Genomic DNA, 20,345 nt, shown 5'->3' with positions numbered 1-20,345 from the left:
CAGCGGCCCGGCGCGCAGCTGAGTGCCCCCTGTCGCCGCCCTCCTTGGGGGCCCGCACGCGCAGCGGGCCGGAGCGCCGTCCGGGTGTACGGGCCCGGGGCCCGTACGGCCGACGGCCGACGGCCGACGCCTGGTGCCCCGCCCGCCCGTTCCGACAGGTGGGCGGGGCACCGGGCGGATGGGTGTCAGGCCGTGAGGACCTCGCCGACCAGGGCGCGGGCCTCCTGCTGCACCCGCGCCAGGTGGTCGTCGCCCAGGAACGATTCGGCGTAGATCTTGTACACGTCCTCGGTGCCCGAGGGCCGGGCGGCGAACCAGGCGTTGTCGGTGCACACCTTCAGGCCGCCGATGGCCGCCCCGTTGCCGGGCGCGTGGGAGAGCACCGCGGTGATCTTCTCCCCCGCCAGCTCCCCGGCCGTGACCTGCTCGGGCGACAGCCGGGCCAGGCGGGCCTTCTGCTCGCGGTCGGCGGGGGCGTCCACCCGGGCGTAGGCGGGGGCACCGTGACGTTCGGTCAGCTCCCGGTAGTAGGCGCTGGGCGTGGTACCGGTGACGGCGGTGATCTCCGAGGCGAGCAGGGCCAGCAGGATGCCGTCCTTGTCGGTGCTCCACACCCCGCCGTCACGGCGCAGGAAGGAGGCGCCGGCGCTCTCCTCCCCGCCGAAGGCGATCGAGCCCTCCAGCAGGCCCTCGACGAACCACTTGAAGCCCACCGGGACCTCCACCAGGGTGCGGCGCAGGTCGGCGGCGACGCGGTCCAGCATCGAGGAGGAGACCAGGGTCTTGCCCACCGCCGCGTCGCCGGGCCACTCGGCGCGGTGGCGGTAGAGGTAGTCGACGGCCACCGCCAGGTAGTGGTTGGGGTTCATCAGGCCGCCGTCGGGGGTGACGATGCCGTGCCGGTCGGCGTCCGCGTCGTTGCCGGTGGCGATGGCGTACTCGTCCTTGCGGCCGATGAGGGAGGCCATCGCGGCCGGGGAGGAGCAGTCCATGCGGATCTTGCCGTCCCAGTCCAGCGTCATGAACCGCCAGGTCGGGTCGGTGACCGGGTTGACGACCGTCAGGTCCAGGCGGTGGGTCTCGGCGATGCGCCCCCAGTAGGCCACCGACGCCCCGCCGAGCGGGTCCGCGCCGATGCGCAGCCCCGCCGCCCGGACCGCGTCCAGGTCCACCACCGAGGGCAGGTCCTCCACGTAGGCGCCCAGGAAGTCGTGGCGCCCGGTGGTGGCCGCGGCCAGCGCCCGCGCGTACGGGACCTTCCTGACCCCGCGCAGGCCCTCGCGGATCAGCTCGTTGGCGCGGTCCTGGATCCAGCCGGTGGCCTCGGAACCGGCCGGGCCGCCGCTGGGCGGGTTGTACTTGAAGCCGCCGTCACGCGGCGGGTTGTGCGAGGGCGTCACCACGATGCCGTCGGCCAGCGCCCGCGGGCTGCGCCGGTTGTGGGACAGGATCGCGTGGGATACCGCCGGCGTGGGCGTGTAGCCGTCGGCGGCGTCGATCAGCACCTCCACGCCGTTGGCGGCCAGCACCTCCAGCGCGGTCGCCTTCGCCGGCTCGGACAGGGCGTGGGTGTCCGCGCCCAGGAACAGCGGGCCCGCCACCCCCTGCCCGGCCCGGTACTCGCAGATCGCCTGCGTGGTCGCCGCGATGTGGTCCTCGTTGAACGCCGCGTCCAGCGAGGAACCCCGGTGCCCCGAGGTCCCGAACGCCACCCGCTGCGCCACCTCCTGCGGATCGGGGCGCAGCGCGTAGTACGCCGTCACCAGCCGTGCCACGTCCACCAGATCCCCGGGCTGCGCCGGCTGCCCGGCCCGTGCGTGTGCCATCCGTCCACTCCCGCCGAAATCCCGAAATCCCGAAACACGCGTCACGTCCTCGCCGCGCGCTCACCGATCGTAGCCAGAACACGACCGTGCCCCGAACCGCACCAGCGGTTCGGGGCACACGGGGCGCACCCCGCACGGGCCGACGACGCCCCTCCCGCCCGGACGGGCGACGGCCGTCCGGCTCAGGCGGACGGCCGGACGGGCGGACGGGCGGACGGACCGGCGGACGGCTGCCGTTCGGCTCAGGCGGGCAGCTGCTGGCGGTGGGCCTCCAGCGCCGGGGCGGTGACGGTGGCCAGGAACTCCGTCACCCGGTACTCGGTCAACCCCAGCCGCACGAACGGGTCGGTGGCCACCAGCTCCTCGATGTGGGCCCGGTCCTGCCCCACGGCCAGGATCACGCCGCCGTCGCGCGGCACCTTGCGCCCCGAGGCCAGGAACGTGCCCGCCTCGTAGTGGCCGTTGAGCCACTGCACGTGCTGCGGCAGCGCTTCGTCGATCCGCTCCAGCGGGGCGGTGTAGGTCAGCTCCAGAATGAACATGGCGTCAGGCTAGTTCCCCGGCACGGGACGGGGCGAGGCCCACCAGGTCGCCGGTGCCGCGACGGTGTAACCCAGCGACTCGTACAGCGGCCGGCCCAGCTTGGAGGCGGTGAGGGTGGCGGGCAGGCCGGCCAGACCGGCGAGGGAGCCGAGCATGACGGCCCGGCCGGCGCCGCGTGAGCGCAGCAGCGGGCAGGTGCCGACCCAGTAGTGGCTGGCGAAGCCGTCCTGCACGAGCCTGACGCAGGCTCCCGCGGCCACACCGTCGTGCCGGGCGAGGAACACGTCCACGCCGGGCTGCTCGATCAGTGCCGCGGGGAACAGCTCGCCGGGGCGGTGGGGCTCGAAGGCGTCCAGCTCGAAGCCCGCGATGACGATCCGCTCGGCCTCCCAGAGATCCTCGGGCCGCCGCACCCGCACCGCCTCCAGCGCAGGTTCGCCGACGGGCGCGGGCGGGCGCAGCATCACGGGCATCTGCCAGTCGCGCATGCCCAGGTGGCTCAGGTCGGTGGTGCTGTACGGGTCCTCGGCGTTGACGGGGCCCGCGGCCCGGCGCACCAGGTCGCCCACCTCGGCGAGGTCGTCCGGATTCAGGTCGGGCTCCTGGATCAGGACCCGCAGGCCGGCGCGCTCGTCGCCGTCGACGGCGACGAAGCCTCGGCGCCGGATCACCCGGTGCCCGCGGCTTCGGCCGACCGCGCTCCAGAACGCGGCGGAGTTCCGGGCCTGACGCATCGGCGCCTCAGCCAGGGCACCCGCCGAGGGAACAGGAGCAGGAGCAGTGGCGGCGGGGGTCCGGGCCGTGGGGTCCGTGGGGGCCGCTGCGGCGGTGGTGGGGGCTGGGCGGTCGGTTGCGGTGGATCCCGTTGTCATGGTGCCCACCGTAGTGCGGAATTGACCGAACGAAGGGGCCAATTCCCTACGGCCCCACTGGGCCACTTCCGGACCGCGACACCGTACGACACCGCCCAGGAAGCCGCGGCTCCACGCAGCAAGGGGAGGGGGCCGCCGCGCAGCGGGGGCGTGGCGCGCGTTGCGGGCGCCCGGTTGCCGACTGCCGACTGCCGACTGCCGACTGCCGACTGCCGGCCGCCGGGAGGGTGCCGACCCCAATCCTGCCAGGCCAGGCAACGGTTCCGGTAGGACGCAGCCCACCCTTCTTCAACCTTGCCGCGCCGCGTGCCCGCGCCGCACACTCGTGCAACACCCCACTCCCCTTCCCACGGCCCACGCGCCGCCGCCCGCATCCCGGGCGCCCGGCGTGCGCTGCGCCGCGCCCCGGCGCGGCGACCCGGGGGGGGTGGGCGCACAGGAGCAACGACCAAGGGGGAAGCAGCAGATGAACGTGCACACCGACCTGGTGCTGAAGGCACAGGTACGGCTGATGAGCCACAACGAGCGGATCCTGACCGGCGAGGAGGGGCTGTGGGTCTACCGGACCCTGTTCGCCGCCAGACCCCACACCCACGCCTACAAACTGGCCTACGTCCTGCGGGAACTGAGCGAGACCAGCCCCCGGGTGGCCCGTCTGCCCAAGGCACGGCAGGCGCTGCTGGAGGAGGCGCGGACCGTCAGCGCCCGCATCCCCGCCGACGCCCCCGCCTACCAGCGCCGGATGTGGGACCACTCGATCGCGCAACTGCGCGAGATCGAACGCCGACTCGGACAGGCAGTCCAGTAACGCGTCTCCGCACGCGAGCGCAGCAGCGGGGACGGGCGGTCGGCGCGACGGGCGCGGTCCGGCAGCCGGTGGGCCGCAGGCGGCAGCCAGTAGGCGGTAGGCGGTAGGCGGTAGGCGGTGGCGGGATGGTTGCGGTACAACAATCCCTATTTGACGACTGATCGGAGAAAAGCTGATATGAGCAGGTCAGGACCATCCCGCCGCGCCCTGATCGCCGGTGCCGGCGCCGCCGTGGTCGGCTGGAACACCGCCACCCGCGCCTGGGCCACCGCTCCGCAGGCCGACGTCGCCCAACTGCCCGCGCTGGACGGGACGGTGACGCTGCGCGGCGAGGGCCTGGAGCGGTTCTCCACCGACTTCGGCCACCTGGTCAGCGCGGCACCGCGGGCGGTGCTGCGGCCCGCCTCGGTACGCGACGTGCAGCGGGTCGTCGACTTCGCCCGGCGCCACCGCATCCCGGTGGCCGTCAACGGGCAGAGCGGGGACGCGGCCGTGATCGGGCAGGCGGGGCTGGAGTCGCACTCCAGCTACGGCCAGGCCAACGCGCGTGGCGGCATCGCCGTCGACGCCCGCGGCCTGTCCCGGGTGGTGTCGGTGCGCCCCGGCGAGGCCGTGGTGGAGGCCGGCGCGACCTGGGCGCAGCTGACCGACGCCGCACTGACTCAGGGCTGGATGCCGCCGGTGCTGACGGACTACCTGCACCTGTCGGTGGGCGGGACGCTGAGCGTGGGCGGGATCGGCGGGGCGGTGCAGCACCACGGCCTGCAGACGGACACGGTGCGCGAGCTGGAGGTGGTGACCGGAACCGGCGAGCTGGTGACGGCCTCGCGCGAGCGCAACCGGGAACTGTTCGAGGCGGTGCTGGCCGGCGGCGGGCAGGTGGGGATCATCGTACGGGCGACGCTGGCGCTGGTGCCGGCGCGCGAGCGCTCCACGGTGTTCACCCTGGCCTACGACGACCTGGACGCCTACCTCGCCGACCAGCGGAAGGTGCTGGCCGACGGCCGCTTCGACCTGCAGGTCGGCAACGTGGTGCGCAGCGCGGACGGGCAGCGGTGGCGGTACACGGCGGAGCTGGTGGCCTACGGGGACACCGGGCGCCCGGTGGACCGCCAGGCGCTGCTGGCCGGGCTGAACCCGGTGGCGGAGGGCACGTCGGTGGTGGAGCAGGGCTGGCGCGAGTACGCGTTCCGGGTGGACGCGTTCGCGGGCTACCTGCGGGCGGCGGGGTTCTGGGGGCTGCCCAAGCCCTGGCTGAGCCTGTTCCTGCCGGCCTCCACGGCGGGGCTGTTCATGCGGGAGGCCGCCGCGTCCCTGACGGCCGCCGACCTGGGTGCGGGGCTGCTGCTCTTCTACCCGTACGCGCGCGAGCGGGTGCGCACCCCGCTGGCGGTGCTGCCCCGGGAACGGGTGGGCTGGCACTTCGACCTGCTGGCCTTCCCCGCGCCGGGCGCGGACATCGCCGCGATGCTGGAACGCAACCGTCGCCTGTACGAGCGGGCGGTGGAACTGGGCGGCAAGCGGTACCTGATCGGGGCGGTACCGGGAATGACCGCCGCGGACTGGCAGCGCCACTACGGGGAGCTGTGGCAGCGGGTGCGGGACGCCAAGCGGCGCTTCGACCCGGCAGGCATCCTCACCCCCGGCCAGGGCATCCACGGCGCCTGACCCGCACACCCCGTACCGGGTCCGCCCCGGTACGGGGGCGGACCCGGTTGGCGGCAGCGGCAGCGGCGGGGGCAGCGGTGGCGGCCGCGGCGGGGGTGGACGACGGCCCGCGGGGCCACTGCCCGGCGCGGCACCGGCCCGTCAGCTGTAGAGCGCGGCGGTGCGGCGGGCCGCTTCGGCGAGGCGGGCACGGAGTTCGGGTGGGTGGAGGACTTCGGCTTCCGGGCCGAGGCGCAGGAGTTCGACGTAGCCGATGTCCCAGGTTTCGAGTGGCAGGGTCACGGTGACCCAGCCGTCGGTGTCCGCGGGGCCTGCGGTGGCGAGGGCGTCGGTGGCGGCGACCGGCTCCAGCAGGACGGGCAGGTCGCGCACGGCCAGCGGGCTCAGGCGTACGAGGGCGCGTTCGCGCAGCATGGCGCGGGTGAACTCCCGGGCAGCGGTGGTCCAGTAGTCGGCGAGGTCGAAGTCGGGGTCGCGGTCGAAGCGTTCGTCACCGGCCTCGGCGCTCTCGAAGCGGTCGACGCGGTAGGAGGCGATGCGCCCCGAGGGGCCGCGGGCCGCGACGTACCACCGGCCGGCCTTCAGGACCAGGCCGTACGGTTCCAGGCGGCGCAGGCGGGCGGCGCCGCGGGTCGGGTAGCGGGCGTGGAGGACGCGGTCCTGCCACACGGCGCGGGAGACCTCGGCGAGCAGCGGCGGCGTCTCGGGGTCGTGGAACCAGGCCGGTGCGTCGAGGTGGAAGCGCCGGGCGGCGCTCGCGGGGGCGTCGCCGAGGGCGGCGGCGACCTTCAGCCGGGCGGCGAGGGCGTGTGCGGCCAGACCCATGTCGCGCAGCGGGCCGGGGAGCGCGGCCAGGTGCAGGACTTCGGCTTCGGCGCGTTCGAGGCCGGTCAGGCGGGTGCGGTAGCCGTCGACGAGCCGGTAGCCGCCGCCGCGCCCGCGTTCGGCGTACACCGGCACTCCGGCTTCGAGCAGCGCGGCGATGTCGCGCTGCACGGTGCGCTCGGAGACCTCCAGTTCGGCCGCGAGCTGCGCGGCGGTCATGGTGTGCCGGGCCTGCAGGATCAGCAGCAACGCGATGGTCCGGCTCGCCCGCACCCCGCCCCTCCTCGCTCGCTGTCCGCCACGGCCCTCACGCCATTGTCGCCGCTGCCGCGGCCGCGCCGCGCGTCGGTGCCCCGTGGACCGCCGGGGGCGGCGCGCTGCTGGTGCCGGGCGGCGCCGGGAGACGGTCCCGGTTCGGCAGCGCGCCGGCCGAATCCGTCAGGTCCGGCCACCGGGGACGGCGTCCGTCACGCCGGGTCCGCCGTTGTCCCGAGGTGAGCGGGGTCGGAAGCGAAGGCGGCCATCCAGTGCGGATGGAGCCGGTAGTAGACGACGTCGTTGTCCCAGTCGAAGGCGTCGTGGCCGTAGAAGTCGCGGAAGTGGGCGAGGAGTTCGGGCCAGTCGGCGGCCGCCGGGCCGCCGTGGGGGTTGAGGGTCTCCACCGTGCCGTGGGTGAACACGCCCAGGTCCTCCCCGCGCAGGTGGGCGGCGCTGACGGCGGGCCGGGCGGCGAGGTGGCGGGCCTTGGCACAGGAACGGGCGGTGCCGAAGTGCCACTTGCCGTGCAGGAAGTGGCCGTCCACGCCGCTGACGCGCGGCTCGCCCTTGGCGGTGACGGTGGAGAGGGCGAGGGTGCACATGCCGGTGAGCGCGCGGGTGAGCTGCTCGGCGGTGAGGGTGCGTTCGCTGGTGATGATGGAGCGCAGGTGGGCGGTGGAACGGGAGAGCGAGGCGTCCAGGAGGTCCTGGAGGCGGTGGAGCTCGTCGGGTGTCTCGCGCATGGGGGCTCGGGTCCTTGCCTTGTCGGTCGTCCCGGCCGACACCGTGGCGGCGCCGGCCGGTGACCCCACTGTCCGCCCCCAACCCGACATCTCCTGTCGTGTTTCCGGTGTACCGGGGTGTCTCAGCGGGCCAGGCGGCCCAGCAGGGCGGAGGCGGCGGCGATTCCGGCCAGGGTGGCGGCCGCCAGGACGCCGAAGTCCAGCGGCAGGTGGGAGGGCGTGCCGATCAACAGACCGCGCAGCGCGTCGACCTGGTAACTGAGCGGGTTGACCCTGCTGACCGCCTGCAGCCAGCCCGGCATCAGGTCCAGGGGGTAGAGGGCGTTGGAGCCGAAGAACAGCGGCATGGTGATCGCCTGGCCGATGCCCATCAGGCGGTCGCGGGTCAGCACGATCCCGGCGATGGCCATCGACAGGCAGGAGAAGAACGCCGAGCCGAGCAGCACCACCGCCACCACCCCCAACAGACGCAGCGGGTTCCAGGTCATCGCGACGCCGAGGACGGCGGCGATCAGGACCACGACGACCGCCTGCAGGACGGCCTTGACGCCGGCGGCGAAGGCCTTGCCGGTGACCAGGGCGGCGCGGGGGGTGGGGGTGACCAGCAGTTTGGTGAGGACCCCGGAGTCCCGCTCCCAGATGATCATGATGCCGTAGAAGATCGCGATGAACATCGCGGACTGGGCGATGATGCCCGGCGCGAGGTAGTCGAGGTAGGGGATGCCGTCGGTGGGGATGGCCTTGAGCCGGGTGAAGGTCTCGCCGAAGATCAGCAGCCACAGGGCGGGCTGGACGGCCCGGGTGTAGAGCTCGGTGCGGTCGTGGCGCAGTTTCTGCAGTTCCACCGCGCACATCGCGGCGATGCGCGCGGGTACCAGACGCCAGCCGGTGCGGGCCCGCGGGGGCACCAGCAGCAGGTCCAGCTCGGGGCCGTGGCCGGGGGGTTCAGCCGACGCGGTTGGCCGTGCGGCGGGTGCGGCGGACATCGCCGAAGTCTCCTTCCGTGGCGTCGGCCAGGTCGCGGCCGGCGAAGTGGCGGAACACGTCGTCCAGGGTGGGGCCGCCCCCACCGGGCCGTCCGTCCTGGCCGTTCTGCCCTTCCTGGCCTTCCTGGCGTTCCTGGGCGGCCTGGTCCTCCTGGCCTGCCTGGTCCTGGGAGTGGGCCCGGTAGGTCCGACGGACCTGCTCCTTGAGTTCGGCGGGGGTTCCCAGGGCGCGGATGCGGCCGCGGTCCATCAGGGCGATGCGGTCGCAGTGGCGGTCGGCCTCGTCCATGTAGTGGGTGGTGACCAGGACGGTCATGCCGGTGGCCCTGCGCACGGCGTCCACGCGCTCCCACACGCCGGTGCGGGCGATGGGGTCCAGGCCGATGGTGGGTTCGTCCAGGACCAGCAGGCGCGGGGCACTGACCAGGGCCTGGGCCAGTTCGAGGCGACGCACCATGCCGCCGGAGTAGGTGGCGGCCATCCGGTCGGCGGCGTCCGTGAGGTCGACGGCGGCCAGGGCCTGGGCGACGCGCCGGGCACGTTCGGCGCGCGGGACGTCGAAGACCCGGGCGAACAGGGCGACGTTCTCTCGCCCGGTGAGTCCGGCCTCGGCGGACAGCTGCTGGGGGACGTAGCCCAGCAGGCGCCGGACCTCCATGGGGCGGCGGGTGGCGTCGTGGCCGAAGACGCGCACCATGCCGGCGCCGACCGGCAGCAGGGTCGTGATGGCGCGGATGGTGGTGGTCTTGCCCGCGCCGTTGGGACCCAGCAGGCCGAACACCTCTCCGGTGCGCACGGTCAGGTCGATGCCGTCCACAGCCCTGGTCACCTTGCCGCGGCCGTGGGCGAAGGCGTACTCCAGGCCCCGGCACACCACCGCTTCCTCCTGGCCCATCACTCCTCCTCGTCCGGCAGACTGCGCAGGCCCTCGGCGAGACGGTGCAGCGCGGGCAGGGCGGCAGCCAGGGCGTCCCGCTCGGATGCGGGCAGGTCCGCGACCAGATCCGCCATCAGCGCCCGGCGGCGCCGGCGCCACGCCTCGATCCGCTCCTCGGCCGCCGGTGTCGCGTAGAGCAGCGCCGCCCGCCGGTCGCCGGGGTCCACCTCACGGCGCAGCAGGTCCTGCGCGGCGAGCTGGTTGACCAGCGTGGACACCGAGTTCCCGGCCAGACACAGCTCCTCGGCCGCCTCGGAGACCCTCAGGCCGGGGCTGTCCGTCACCAGGCGCAGCAGTTCCACCTGCGCACCACGCAGTCTGGGCTGTCCGGAGCGGCGGCGCAGGCGGCGGCGCAGCATCCGCTGGATGCCGACGAGCAGCGCGGTGAACTCGTCCGCGACCGCGGCGTCGGGCTTTTTGGGGGCCCGTGTCGTCATACCCCGATTTTAGCTCTCAGTGAGAGATATCTGTCGAGGGGGCGGCCGGTCGGGACTGCGCCCGGGCCCCACCGGCGCGGCTCGGGCGGGGCTCGGGCGGGGCGGCCGGCGCGGGCTTCCCGGTCCGCCGCGCCGCCTCGTTCGTGCGGCCAGCGGGCCGTGGCCTCACCGACGGGCCGGCCCCGTCCACCGGAGTCGGCGCGACACCCCGCCCCTTGTCCGGACCTTCGCCGCAACGGCGGCCCGTGCGCCCGTCCCTGCTGCTCGTGGCCCCGTCGGTCCCAGGACCCAGCCCCTTGGCCGCCCGCCCGGCTCCCGACCCACGCACAGGAAGTCGGGCCCGCGGCTGCTGGCAAAGTCGAGGGCTGCCAGACGCGACCACCTGCCTTGATCGCTTTGACAGGTTCCGGTCGACACCGGGTTCGGCCCAGGGGCGGGGCTCAGGGGGCCGCGGCGGGGACGAGGTGGTCGAGGGCATGGGCACTGTGCGTTGCGGCGCGGATGGAGCGCGGGAGCATGAGGTGTTCGTAGGCGCGGACGGCGGTGTCGAGGTCGGGCTCGGTGACCAGGGCGTGGGCGAGGTCGGCGGCGGCGAGCATGGCGAGGTTGGCGCCTAGCCCGACCGGGGGCATCAGGTGGGCGGCGTCGCCGAGCAGGGTCAGGCCGGGGACGTGTCGCCAGGTGTGCGCGGCGGGCAGGACGAACAGGGGCCGGCTGGTGAAGTCGTGGTCACCGCCGCGCAGGAGGTAGCGCAGGCGCTCGTCCCACCCGTCGAACAGCTCCAGCAGGTGCGCGCGCAGGGCCAGTTGGTCGCCGGGGTCGATGCCGGCGGCCGCGTGCCAGTTCTGGGGGACTCGCAGCGCGATGTAGGCGCGGATGTGGTTGCCGCTGTTGCGCTGGGCGACCAGGGTGCGGCCGGTGCCCTTGGCGAGCATCGAGCCGTGGCCTACGAGGCGGGCGAGGCCGGGGTGGCGGGTGTCGCAGCGATCGAAGCCGGTTTCGAGGAAGGTGACGCCGGTGTAGGCGGGTACGGCCGTGGACAGGGCCGGGCGTACGCGTGACCAGGCGCCGTCGGCGCCGATGACCAGGTCGAAGTCCTCGGTGGTGCCGTCCGCGAAGTGCAGCCGGCAGGTGCCGTCCGGCAGTGGGGTGGCGGCGCTGACGGCGCGGTCCCAGCGCACGGTGCCGGCGGTGAGCGAGTCCAGGAGCAGGCCGCGCAGCTGACCGCGGTCGATCTCCGGCCGGGCGGCGGCACCGGAACCGGCCCCGGGCCCGACGGCGGGACGGGCGTCGACACCGGGATCGGCGGCGGCACCGGAACCGGCCGGTGGTCCCGGCTGGGCCAGGGGGCAGGCGCTGGCAGGGTCGAGCACGCGCCACTCATCGCCTTCGGGGCGGGCGAGGGCGTGGAAGCGCTCCAGGAGTCCCGCCGCGCGCAGGGCGGCCTGGCCGGTGTCGGCGTGCAGGTCCAGGCTGCCGCCCTGGGGGCGGGAGTCGGCGCCCGCCTCGCGTTCCAGGACGGTGGTGCGGCGGCCGTGCCTCTGCAGGATCCGGGCGCAGGTGAGGCCGCCGAGGCCGGCGCCGACGATGGCGATGCGGGGGTCGCGGGCAGGGGTCATGGCAGGTGGGAGTTCCCCTCGGGAGTTGGGTGCGGGCCACCGGGAGGTCCGGCCCCGTCACCAAGAAAGCACAGTCGCTCAATAAGTGCAATGACTACACTTTCGCAGCGAGTTCACCGCGCGATAGAGTGGGCGGGTGACCGAAACGACCGGGCGCCGCGAGCGCAAGAAGGCCCAGACCCGCCAGGCCCTGGCCGACGCAGCACTCGAACTCTTCCTCGAACGCGGCTACGACCAGGTCGGCGTCAAGGACGTCGCCGATGCCGCCGACGTCTCGGTCACCACCCTGTTCAAGCACTTCCCCAGCAAGGAGGCCCTGGTCTTCGACCAGGACGACGACCTGGAGGCGGCCCTGGTCGCCGCCGTGCGCGAACGCCCCGCAGGCCGCTCCATCCCCCAAGCCCTGCGCGAACACCTCCTGCTCGGGCAGACCCGCTTCGCCGTCCATGCCGCGGACCCCCGCTTCCCCGCCTTCCTGCGCATGGTGCAGGACACTCCCGCCCTGCGCGACTACGCCCACCGCATGTGGACCCGCCACGAAGCGGCCCTGGCCGGCGCCATCGCCGAGGACGTCGGCGCATCCCGTGACGACGTCCGCTGCGCCGCCCTGGCCCGCTTCGCCCTGGAGGCCCGCAGCCTCATCCAGCGTCACCCCGACCCGGCCCGCGCCGCCGACGAGGCCTTCGCCCTCCTCGAACACGGCTGGACGGCCTCCCACCCGGGCACCTGACCGGGCCACCCAGCGCACCGGCCCTCGTGGAACCGGGCCGGCGCCTTAGACATGCCGCGCGGGTGGGCGCGAGCGAAGCGGATCCAGCGGGCCTCGGAGTGGAAGCCCAGCAGGACCTGGCCACGGCCAGGCAGATCAGCTCGGAGTCCGTCAGCCGGGGTGGGCGGCTCAACCATCGTGTTCGGGCAGGTGATCATCGATCTGCCCGTGGAGTGCGGCCAGGAGGGTGTCCGGCTCCTCGGTCGTCACAACCCGAATGCCGGACACCCTTCCTGCATGTCCAGGACCGGCAAAGCCAGTTGACTTCGGAACTACTCGTCCAGTACTCCGGTGCGACTTCGTGGTCTATGCCGAGGAGTGTGTGAGGAGCCGTCGCCGTTAGTGGCAGCGGCGGGCGATGGCCTGGTGACGTCTGCGCCAATCTGACCAGTGCAGCGGCCTGCTCGGGGATGAGTTCGGCGGGGCCAGCAGGGCCCCGAGTAGGTGGCGGATCTCCGGAACGGTCAGGTCGGTCGGATCGGTGCTGCGGGCTGGGCGATTCGGCTGGGCGGGTCTCGTCGGTACGGCGTCGGCGGCCAGAGCGGCCAGAAAGGCCAGCGCGAACATGGCCAGGGTGATGTGCCGGTGCCAGGCGATCCAGTGGCGGACCTGGTACTGGTCCAGCCCGACCCGGCCCTTCGCCGCCTGGAAGCACTCCTCGACGCACCACCTGGTCCCGGCCACCCGCACCAGCTCGGACCACGGCACTCGCTGTGGCGACCAGCACAGGTAGAAGGCGAGTTCCCCGCTGCTCGGACGCGGCGGACCAGCAGGTGCCGACGCCCGTCGACACCGATCGCGATCCAGGCCCAGTCGTAGTAGCGGGGGCCCTTCGCCCCTGCTCCGGCACTCTGCTGGTGCCAGGCCGAGGGCGGCAGGCGGTTGACCACGGCATCCGCGCGGACGGCGGTTCGCCCGTTGTTGATCCCCACCCGGGTGCTGCAGGCGACGGCCAGGACGTAACCGATCCGCCGGGACTCCAGCAGAGCGCGAAGACCCGTGTCCTGGCCGTAGGCCTCGTCCCCGGCCACCCAGCAGGCACCGATCCCGGCGTCCAGAGCCTGAGTGGTCATCTGCCCGGGAGGGCGGGCTTCGTCGCGAACTCCACCCGGTCAGGGCCCCGGCCCGGGCGCGGCGTTCGACGTCGTGGAACCAGGAGTGCTCGGGCACGTGGAACCGATGGTCGATCAGTGCCCTTCCCCTGTGAAAGGTGTAGGCGAGGAACACACCGACCTGGCTGTTCTCGATCCGGGCGGCGGTGCCGGTGTACTGCTGCTGCACGCCCGCCGAGGCGGCGCCCTTCTTCAGGAAGCCCGCCTCGTCGACGGTCAGGACGCCATCGACGGTGCCAAGGTGCTCGAAGACGTTGGCGCGGATGTCGTCGCGGAACACGTCCGCGTCCCAGCGGGCGCTTCGCAGAAGGCGTTGCATCGGCCCGGAACGGGCGTGACCGGCTTGCCCGGCAAGCCGCCAGCAGTTCTTCCGCTCGACGCCGGGCGGCGGCCCGAGCACGAAGGCATGGGCCGTGGCACGCGGCTCCACCCGCTTGAACCGGCCCGCGATCTTGGCCATGACCTGGTCGAACATCGCTCCCCGGCGGCGGCATCTACGCTGTGACCTGCGGCCACCGCATGATCTTCAGGAGTCCGCAAAACCCTTGATGATCACGCGGTGGCCGCTCCCACTCTCAGTCACGGCGACGCGAGGGAGCAGAGTCACACTGGCTGACGGAGGTACTGCTCGATCACGTCGGCGCCGCGTGTGACTCCACCACTTCGCAGGATGGCTCGGCGCATTCCCGCGAGGTTGACGCGTACTGCCGGGTCTGAGGCGACCCTGCTGATCGCCGCCCGCAGTGCTTCGGCGCTCACCGTGTCGGCGTCCAGGCGTTCGCCGAGACCGAGCTCCGCCAGGCGCCCGGCGTTGGCAGCCTGCTCGGGTGTCTGCGGAACGGCGACGAGGCCAACCCCGTAATGCAGCGCCTCCATAACGGAGTTCATTCCGGCATGCGACACGAAGGCGGTGGCATGGCGGAGTACCGCCAGTTGCGGGAACCGCGGCCGGACGTCCACCCGGCTGGGGAGGGCGCCCAGTGCGGCGGCGTCCGTGTCGCCTACGGTCATCGCCAACTGCCACGGTCCGTCTGCGACGGCGGCTACGCAGGCGCGGTAGAACTCCGGGTGACCGTTGAAGACGGTGCCCAGTGAGACATACAGCAGTGGTGCGTCGGGGTCGGGCGGTGACCACTGCTCGGCCTGCTCGCGTCTGCCCATCGAGGGGCCGATGAAGTGAAAACGTTCGTCGAAACTGTCAGCAGCCGGCTGGAACTCTCGCGGGACGAACACGAGGTTGAGCCCGTCCGCCGTCGTCATGGTGTCGGGGACACCGAGCGAAACGCCGTACTCGGCGGAGAAGGCCGCACAGTCGGCGGCGAGCAAGGCCATCGCCGGATCGTCGGCGCCGAGCCCTGCGGTCAACTGCCGGTCCAGCGAGTACGCCTCGTTCGAGGCGAGGTGGGGGAAGCACTGGACGGCGGGGATGCCCAGCCTCCTGGCGATGATCCGGGCCGGCCAGTTCGTCGTGTCGTAACAGATTGCGTCTACCGGCTCCGCGGCACAGTACTTCTGCAACACCGGGTAGGTCGCACTCATTGCCGCGAAGTAATGGCGCAACCAGCCGGCCACGGCCTCCGGGCCGATCTTCGACGGTGGTGTGAACGGCTCCAGCGGCGGTAGTTCCACCCAGCGTGCGCCGGCACCGGTGACCGCGGCGGCGTGGCCTGCGCCGGTGGCGTAGTCCACCTGGTGCCCGCGCCGTACGAGTTCCTCGACCAGGGGCAACATCGGGTTGATGTGCCCATGCCCAGCTAGGGTCATAAAGAGTAACTTCTTCAGCACGGAGGACACCCTGGCAGCACCAACACCGCAGCGCCATCGAAATTCGAGACTCACCGCAGCCACCGCCGGCGACCCTCCTTAACCTCTCGACCGGATAGATCACGAAGTCACACGGGAGTACGCCTTCGCTGGCCGCCTGTGGCCGGCACGGTGGGCGGTGACCGGGTGGGCCAGGCCCCCGGGGGAAGGCGGCGGTGAGAGCGGCACGGTGAGCGGCGGCCGTACGCGCCCGGGCCTCGTGGCCGGGGAGGCTCAGGCGCACGGGAGCGGGCCGTCGGCGGTCCGGGTGGCGTAACTGGTGAACCAGGCCGCCAGTTCGCGGGATCAACGACAGGGACGAGGGTGAGCGAGGAGCGGGAGACGTGACAGGTGCCGGGCGAGTAGAGGCTGAGGAGGATGAGTTGGCCTCCGCCGAAGCACCTGCCGAGCATCGTGCCGGCTGGCCCAGGCCGCAGATGCCGGCGCCGCCGACCCTGAACGGCTCGTCCTCGCCCGACCGGGCCGGCGAACGGGCGCAGGGTGCGCGCAAACACCCGGAGGAACCGCGCACCGCGCGCCGGAGACGGCGAGCCCGGCGGCCCCGCCGCTCGGCGAGGAACGCCGCACGGTGTGCCGGACGGCCGCGGCGGTACGCCGGCCACCGTCCCCGAAGAGCACCCACTACCGCCGACGCGCCCCAGCCCCTGGGAGACGGGAATCGGCCCAGCCGGCAAGAGGTGAAAGCCGTACCTGGCACCGCTGGCCTCGCTGCGGCCGCCGACACCGACGGCGAACGGCGCGGTAACGGTTGTAGCGGCAGCGACAGCACCGGCGACCGACAGGCGGCTGAGCACGGGCATCGTGAAGGCGGCGGCACCCGGGTACGGGCGTGGGGGTGGACGGGTGGCGCGTAATTCGCGTTGCGGAGGTGTTGCGGCGCGCGTGGCCGGGGGGCTTCCCGTAGTAGCGTCGGGCGTGAAGTCGCGCGGGGTGCGCGGCCGTTGACAAGGATTGCTGCGGGACGGGGGCCGGGCTCGGGAAAGGGGTGGTGGGTGTGGGACGGGCACGCGTGACGGCGCGGGTGATCGTGCACCCTGGTGTGGAGGACGTGAACGTCCAGCAGGTGCTGGAGGCCTTGGCCGATCCGGCGAGGCGCTCGGTGGTGCGCACCCTGGCGCACGCGGGCGCCGACCTGAGCTGCGGCTCCTTCGACCTGCCGGTCGGGCGCTCCACCTCCAGTCACCACTTCTCGGTGCTGCGCGCGGCCGGCGTGCTGCGCCAGTACTACGTGGGCACCACGAAGATGAACACGCTGCGCGCCGAGGAGCTGGAACGGCGTTTCCCGGGCCTGCTGACGGCGGTGGTGGCCGCCGCCGACGCCGAGGCCCGGGACGCCCCCTGACCGTACCCGGCAGCCGATGACCAACCGGTCGGCCGGGGCCAGGCGGCCGATGACCAACCGGTCGGCCGGGGCCAGGCGGCCGAGGGCCGAGCGGCCGGGGCCAGGCGACCGAGGGTCGGTCGGCGAGCCGGTCAGTCGGTGACGGTCACGACGATCTTGCCGACCTGCGCACCGGCCTCCAGGTAACGGTGGGCCTCGACGATGCTGTCCAGCCCCTCGAAGACGCGGTCGACGGCGGGGTCGAACGTGCCGTCGGCCAGCCCCGCGGTGATGAACGCGTGGGCGCGGCGCAGTCGTTGGGCGTCGCGGCTGACCTCGTGGACGGTGTAGAAGCGGCTGCTGACGGGGGCGAAGGTGTCCTGGCCCGGCATGGGGGTGTCGCGCATGTCCAGGCGTCCGTAGACGATCAGGTGCCCGCCGGGGGCGAGGGTACGGGCGAGCGTGTCGACGCCGGGGCCGGCGACGGCGTCGAATACGGTGCGCACGCCTTCGCCGCCGGTGATCTCCTGGACGCGGGCGGGCAGGTCCTCCTCCCCGGTGACGATCACATGGGCGGCGCCGGCGTCCAGGAGCCGGGCCGCCTTGGCGCGGGTGCGGGTGGTGGCGATGGGCACGGCGCCGATGCGCCGGGCGGTGCGGATCGCGGCCAGGCCCACGCTGGAGGCGGCGGCGGTGAGCAGCACGTGGTCGCCGGGGCGCAGGTGGCCGTCCTCGGCGAGGGCGCCGTAGGCGGTCAGATAGGGCATCCAGGTGGCGGCGCCCTGGACGGCGCTGAGGTGGGCGGGGCGGTGGACGGCGGCGCGGGCGGGCACGACGGCGTGGGTGGCGTAAACGCCGTAGTCGTTCTGGTCGAAGGCGGGGACGGAGTCGACGGCATCGCCGATGCGGAAGCCGGTGACGCCCTCGCCGACGGCGTCGACGGTGCCCGCGGCCTCGAAGCCGGGGGTGGCGGGCAGGCGCGGCTGTTCCAGGTAGGTACCGGCGCGGAAGAGGGCCTCGGCGCGGTTGAGACCGAGCGCCTGGACCCTGATGCGCAGTTCGCCCGGACCGGGCTGGGGCAGCGAGGCCTCGCGGACGGTGAGGACCTCGGGCGCGCCGGTGGCGGTGAAGACGACTTTCCTGGGCATGGCGGACTCTCCCCTTCGTCGGCGGTGGACCGGTGTGCGGCCCGGCTGTTCCACCCAAGCCCGGGGCGGGGCCCGCTGTCAAATTTCTATGGATGTCGAATAACGAGCTCCCGGCTTGTGCCGGACGGAGGTTGAGGCTCTGTCACTGCTCCTCGCAGGGACGGCGGGGTAGGGCGGAGACAGGGCCGGGGGTGGGGCGTAGGGTGGTTGTCCGTGATCGATGACAACGGCCGGGGGTGGGCCGGTACGCGCCGGTGGGTCCAGGGCGCACTCGCGCCCGGTGAGCGGATCGTGGGGGTGCACGAGCTCAAGGGCGGGTGGACCTCGCGGATGCGCCGCCTGGACATCGCCCCCGAAGACCACGACCGCGGCGACGACGGCAACAACGGCAACAGTGACGGCGGCGCCGGCTACGCGCTGGTGCTGCGTTCGTTCGTCAAGCCGTTCTACCGCCGCCACGCCCCGGGCATGCTGGCCCGGGAGGCCGGTGTGCTGCGCCTGCTGGAGGCCGGGAGCATCCCGGCGCCCCGGCTGCGGGCGGTGGACGCCGCGGGCGAGCACTGCGAGGACCCGTCGCTGGTGATGACCCACCTGCCCGGCAGCGTGCGAGTGCGCGAGGACGGCGAAGTGGCTCGCCGCACCGTGCTGCTGGCCCGGCAGCTGGCGGCCGTACACGCAGTAACGGTGCCGGAGCACGAGCGTCCGCGTGCCTGGCAGGCGTGGACCTCGCCCGAGCACGTGCAGGTGCCCGCCGCCACCGCGCGTCCGCTGCTGTGGGAACGGGCGGTTCAGGTGATCGGCCGTCAGGCGCCCGCGCACCGGCCCTGCTTCCTGCACCGCGACTTCCACCCGGGCAATGTGCTGTTCACCGGCGACGGCGGGCAGTTGGCGGTCAGCGGCGTCGTCGACTGGGTGGAGACCTCCTGGGGCCCGGCCGACCTGGACGTCGCCCACTGCTCGACGGCGCTCGCCCTGCTGCACGGCGTGCCCGCGGGCATGGCCTTCGCGCAAGCCTACGAACAGGCCGGAGGTGTCCTGGCCACCGGCGAGGACCACCTCTACTGGCGGCTGCTGGACGCCCTGGCGTTCGCTCCCGACGCCGAAAAGGTCGCCGTGCCCTGGCGCGAGCTGGGTCGCACCGACCTGAGCACGCCGGTGCTGGCCGGGCGTCTGGAGGACTACCTGCAGGCGCTGTTCGAGCGCTACGCGTAGCCGGCGCCGCGGCGGGTCAGCATCCCCTGGTCCGCTTCGTACGGCCCGTCACGTCCCCTGGGGGTGCGCGGACGGCGGTGGAGATCGTCTACGAGACACACGCCACGACCACCGACAACGAGGCGGGCATCGCCACCGGCCACCTGCCCGGGCGCTCGGCCCGCTGGGCCGGCGCCAGGCCGCCGAGCTGGGCGCGCGCCGCCGCGGCGAGGCGCTGGCGGCGGTGTTCATCTCCGACCTGCACCGCGCGGTGACCACCGCCCGCATCGCCTTGCCCGCCGGGCATGTGCCCCTGCACCAGGACGCACAGCTGCGCGAGCGAGTGCGGCTACGGCACCCTCAACGGTGCCCCCGCCCACGTCGTCGCCGCCTGGCGCCCGCACTGCGCCGACCGGCTCTACCCCGGCGGCCAGAGCCACCGCCAGGTCCTCGATGCCACCGGCGCGTTCCTGGCCGACCTCGCCACCGACTTCGACGGCCGACGCGTCCTGCTGATCGCCCACTGCGCCAACCGCTGGGCCCTGGACTGCCTGCTCACCGGCGCCCGCCTGGAAGACCTGCTGCGCCGACCTCCGCCGTGGCGCCCGGGCCGGCACTACACGCTGCCCGTGTCCTGGCCCTGGCCTGGTCCTGGTCCTGGTCCTGGCCCTGGCCCTGGCCCTGGCCACCGCCCGCCTGAACCGGCATCCGCCCGCGTGAACCGGCATCGGCCTGGCCCCGGTCCACGCCCGGACTCGGCGCGGGTTCAGGTGAGGGGCGTCAGCAGGATCCAGACGTGGCCGAAGGGATCGCGCAGCGTCGACTGCCGGGCGCCGTAGAACATGTCGGCCGGCGGTGCGAGGAGTTCGGCGCCGGCGGTCACGGCCCGCCCGGTCAGGGCGTCCACGTCCGGGACGTAGACGTGCAGGGCGACACAGGGGCCGCCGGCACCCGGCGCAGCGAACGGCGCGCCGGCGTCACCGAGCATGAGGGTGGAGCCGTGGACACTGATCTCGGCGTGCACGATCCGCCCGTCCTCTCCATCCAGCCGCATGAGCTCTTGGGCTCCGAACGCGGCCACGTAGAAGGCGATCGCCTCGGCCGCACCGTCCACCATCACATGCGGAATGACCGCGTACTTGTAGCGCTCGGGTATCTCCATACGCATCAACGTACGGCCGAGTCGATCACCCGGGCATCGGGCCCAGGACCCGCCCCGGCCTCCGCCCCAGGCCCCAAGACCCAGGACCCAAAGCCCAAGACCCAAGACCCAGGAGCCGGGAGCCGCGAGCTGGGAGCCGGGAGCCGGGCCCAGAGGCCCCGGGGTACGGGCTCCCGGACCTGCCCGCCGGGTGTGGGCGCTACGGCTACGGCAGCCGACCCGGGCAAGGCGGTCCGCCGGCCGGCGACATGGGACCACCCGACTCCCGGGCCCCGAACACGCCCCACCACGCCGCG

At 73.5% G+C, this 20,345-nt stretch carries 19 protein-coding genes and 1 pseudogene; 6 read left to right on the top strand and 14 right to left on the bottom strand.

Annotated features, from left to right (window positions below; genetic code table 11):
• Positions 1–185 precede the first annotated feature (185 nt).
• The 3 genes from pgm to ACIRVF_RS35100 form a co-directional block, all read right to left on the bottom strand.
• Positions 186–1,826, bottom strand: coding sequence for a phosphoglucomutase (alpha-D-glucose-1,6-bisphosphate-dependent) (gene pgm, locus ACIRVF_RS35110; RefSeq protein ID WP_402827275.1), 1,641 nt, complete (start codon positions 1,824–1,826; stop codon positions 186–188).
• Between the two features lie 242 nt (positions 1,827–2,068).
• Positions 2,069–2,368: a YciI family protein gene (locus ACIRVF_RS35105; protein WP_402827272.1), complete on the bottom strand. Its 300-nt coding sequence runs from the start codon at positions 2,366–2,368 to the stop codon at positions 2,069–2,071.
• A 9-nt stretch (positions 2,369–2,377) separates the two neighbouring features.
• Positions 2,378–3,103, bottom strand: coding sequence for a GNAT family N-acetyltransferase (locus tag ACIRVF_RS35100; RefSeq protein ID WP_402827269.1), 726 nt, complete (start codon positions 3,101–3,103; stop codon positions 2,378–2,380).
• 604 nt (positions 3,104–3,707) lie between these two features.
• Between ACIRVF_RS35100 and ACIRVF_RS35095 the strand changes: the two genes are divergently transcribed.
• The gene (locus ACIRVF_RS35095; protein ID WP_402827266.1) at positions 3,708–4,049 is read left to right on the top strand and encodes a hypothetical protein; all 342 of its coding nucleotides are present in this window, start codon (positions 3,708–3,710) and stop codon (positions 4,047–4,049) included.
• Positions 4,050–4,226: 177 nt separating this feature from the next.
• On the top strand, positions 4,227–5,717 hold the full coding sequence (locus ACIRVF_RS35090) for an FAD-binding protein (protein ID WP_402827263.1): 1,491 nt from the start codon (positions 4,227–4,229) through the stop codon (positions 5,715–5,717).
• A 141-nt stretch (positions 5,718–5,858) separates the two neighbouring features.
• Here the strand turns inward: ACIRVF_RS35090 and ACIRVF_RS35085 are convergent, their stop codons facing one another.
• The 6 genes from ACIRVF_RS35085 to ACIRVF_RS35060 form a co-directional block, all read right to left on the bottom strand.
• A complete protein-coding gene (locus ACIRVF_RS35085) occupies positions 5,859–6,815 on the bottom strand; it encodes a helix-turn-helix transcriptional regulator (RefSeq protein ID WP_402827260.1) in 957 nt (318 codons plus the stop codon).
• 194 nt (positions 6,816–7,009) lie between these two features.
• The gene (locus ACIRVF_RS35080; protein ID WP_402827257.1) at positions 7,010–7,543 is read right to left on the bottom strand and encodes a pyridoxamine 5'-phosphate oxidase family protein; all 534 of its coding nucleotides are present in this window, start codon (positions 7,541–7,543) and stop codon (positions 7,010–7,012) included.
• Between the two features lie 122 nt (positions 7,544–7,665).
• A complete protein-coding gene (locus ACIRVF_RS35075; protein ID WP_402827254.1) occupies positions 7,666–8,529 on the bottom strand; it encodes an ABC transporter permease in 864 nt (287 codons plus the stop codon).
• The gene (locus ACIRVF_RS35070; RefSeq protein WP_402827251.1) at positions 8,489–9,424 is read right to left on the bottom strand and encodes an ATP-binding cassette domain-containing protein; all 936 of its coding nucleotides are present in this window, start codon (positions 9,422–9,424) and stop codon (positions 8,489–8,491) included. The genes ACIRVF_RS35075 and ACIRVF_RS35070 overlap by 41 nt, the downstream gene beginning before the upstream one ends.
• Positions 9,424–9,903 (bottom strand): MarR family winged helix-turn-helix transcriptional regulator, encoded by a 480-nt coding sequence (locus tag ACIRVF_RS35065; protein ID WP_402827248.1) that lies wholly within the window; start codon positions 9,901–9,903, stop codon positions 9,424–9,426. The genes ACIRVF_RS35070 and ACIRVF_RS35065 overlap by 1 nt, the downstream gene beginning before the upstream one ends.
• Positions 9,904–10,343: 440 nt before the next feature.
• Positions 10,344–11,522 (bottom strand): FAD-dependent oxidoreductase, encoded by a 1,179-nt coding sequence (locus tag ACIRVF_RS35060; protein ID WP_402827245.1) that lies wholly within the window; start codon positions 11,520–11,522, stop codon positions 10,344–10,346.
• 136 nt (positions 11,523–11,658) lie between these two features.
• Between ACIRVF_RS35060 and ACIRVF_RS35055 the strand changes: the two genes are divergently transcribed.
• Positions 11,659–12,252 carry a TetR/AcrR family transcriptional regulator gene (locus tag ACIRVF_RS35055; RefSeq protein WP_402827242.1) on the top strand — a complete coding sequence of 198 codons (594 nt, stop codon included), beginning with the start codon at positions 11,659–11,661 and terminating at the stop codon, positions 12,250–12,252.
• A gap of 378 nt (positions 12,253–12,630) precedes the next feature.
• Here the strand turns inward: ACIRVF_RS35055 and ACIRVF_RS35050 are convergent.
• Positions 12,631–13,863, bottom strand: a pseudogene (locus ACIRVF_RS35050) (IS701 family transposase).
• A 143-nt stretch (positions 13,864–14,006) separates the two neighbouring features.
• The gene (locus tag ACIRVF_RS35045; RefSeq protein ID WP_402827239.1) at positions 14,007–15,188 is read right to left on the bottom strand and encodes a macrolide family glycosyltransferase; all 1,182 of its coding nucleotides are present in this window, start codon (positions 15,186–15,188) and stop codon (positions 14,007–14,009) included.
• Positions 15,189–16,221: 1,033 nt separating this feature from the next.
• On the opposite strand from ACIRVF_RS35045, the gene ACIRVF_RS35040 reads away from it, so the two are divergent.
• Positions 16,222–16,569 carry an ArsR/SmtB family transcription factor gene (locus ACIRVF_RS35040; protein WP_402827236.1) on the top strand — a complete coding sequence of 116 codons (348 nt, stop codon included), beginning with the start codon at positions 16,222–16,224 and terminating at the stop codon, positions 16,567–16,569.
• 131 nt (positions 16,570–16,700) lie between these two features.
• Here the strand turns inward: ACIRVF_RS35040 and ACIRVF_RS35035 are convergent, their stop codons facing one another.
• Positions 16,701–17,696, bottom strand: a complete 996-nt coding sequence (locus tag ACIRVF_RS35035) for a zinc-dependent alcohol dehydrogenase family protein (RefSeq protein ID WP_402827233.1) — start codon at positions 17,694–17,696, stop codon at positions 16,701–16,703.
• Positions 17,697–17,909: 213 nt separating this feature from the next.
• Here ACIRVF_RS35035 and ACIRVF_RS35030 point away from each other — a divergent pair, with 213 nt between their 5' ends.
• Entirely contained in the window at positions 17,910–18,908 is a 999-nt protein-coding gene (locus ACIRVF_RS35030; RefSeq protein WP_402827230.1) for a phosphotransferase family protein, read from the top strand.
• Between the two features lie 88 nt (positions 18,909–18,996).
• Here ACIRVF_RS35030 and ACIRVF_RS35025 read toward each other — a convergent pair whose 3' ends face one another.
• Complete coding sequence (locus ACIRVF_RS35025; RefSeq protein WP_402827227.1) at positions 18,997–19,152, bottom strand: hypothetical protein; 156 nt, start codon at positions 19,150–19,152, stop codon at positions 18,997–18,999.
• On the opposite strand from ACIRVF_RS35025, the gene ACIRVF_RS35020 reads away from it, so the two are divergent.
• Positions 19,096–19,587, top strand: a complete 492-nt coding sequence (locus tag ACIRVF_RS35020) for a histidine phosphatase family protein (RefSeq protein ID WP_402827317.1) — start codon at positions 19,096–19,098, stop codon at positions 19,585–19,587. The two genes, ACIRVF_RS35025 and ACIRVF_RS35020, sit on opposite strands and share 57 nt — an antisense overlap.
• Before the next feature lie 66 nt (positions 19,588–19,653).
• On the opposite strand, the gene ACIRVF_RS35015 is transcribed toward ACIRVF_RS35020, so the two are convergent.
• Positions 19,654–20,049 carry a VOC family protein gene (locus ACIRVF_RS35015; protein WP_402827224.1) on the bottom strand — a complete coding sequence of 132 codons (396 nt, stop codon included), beginning with the start codon at positions 20,047–20,049 and terminating at the stop codon, positions 19,654–19,656.
• Between the last annotated feature and the right edge of the window lie 296 nt (positions 20,050–20,345).

It is taken from the genome of Kitasatospora sp. NPDC101157 (assembly GCF_044768255.1).
Taxonomy (GTDB): Bacteria; Actinomycetota; Actinomycetes; order Streptomycetales; family Streptomycetaceae; genus Kitasatospora.
The sequence above is the reverse complement of the archived record's forward strand: the minus strand, read 5'-3'. Positions and strand labels throughout refer to the sequence as shown.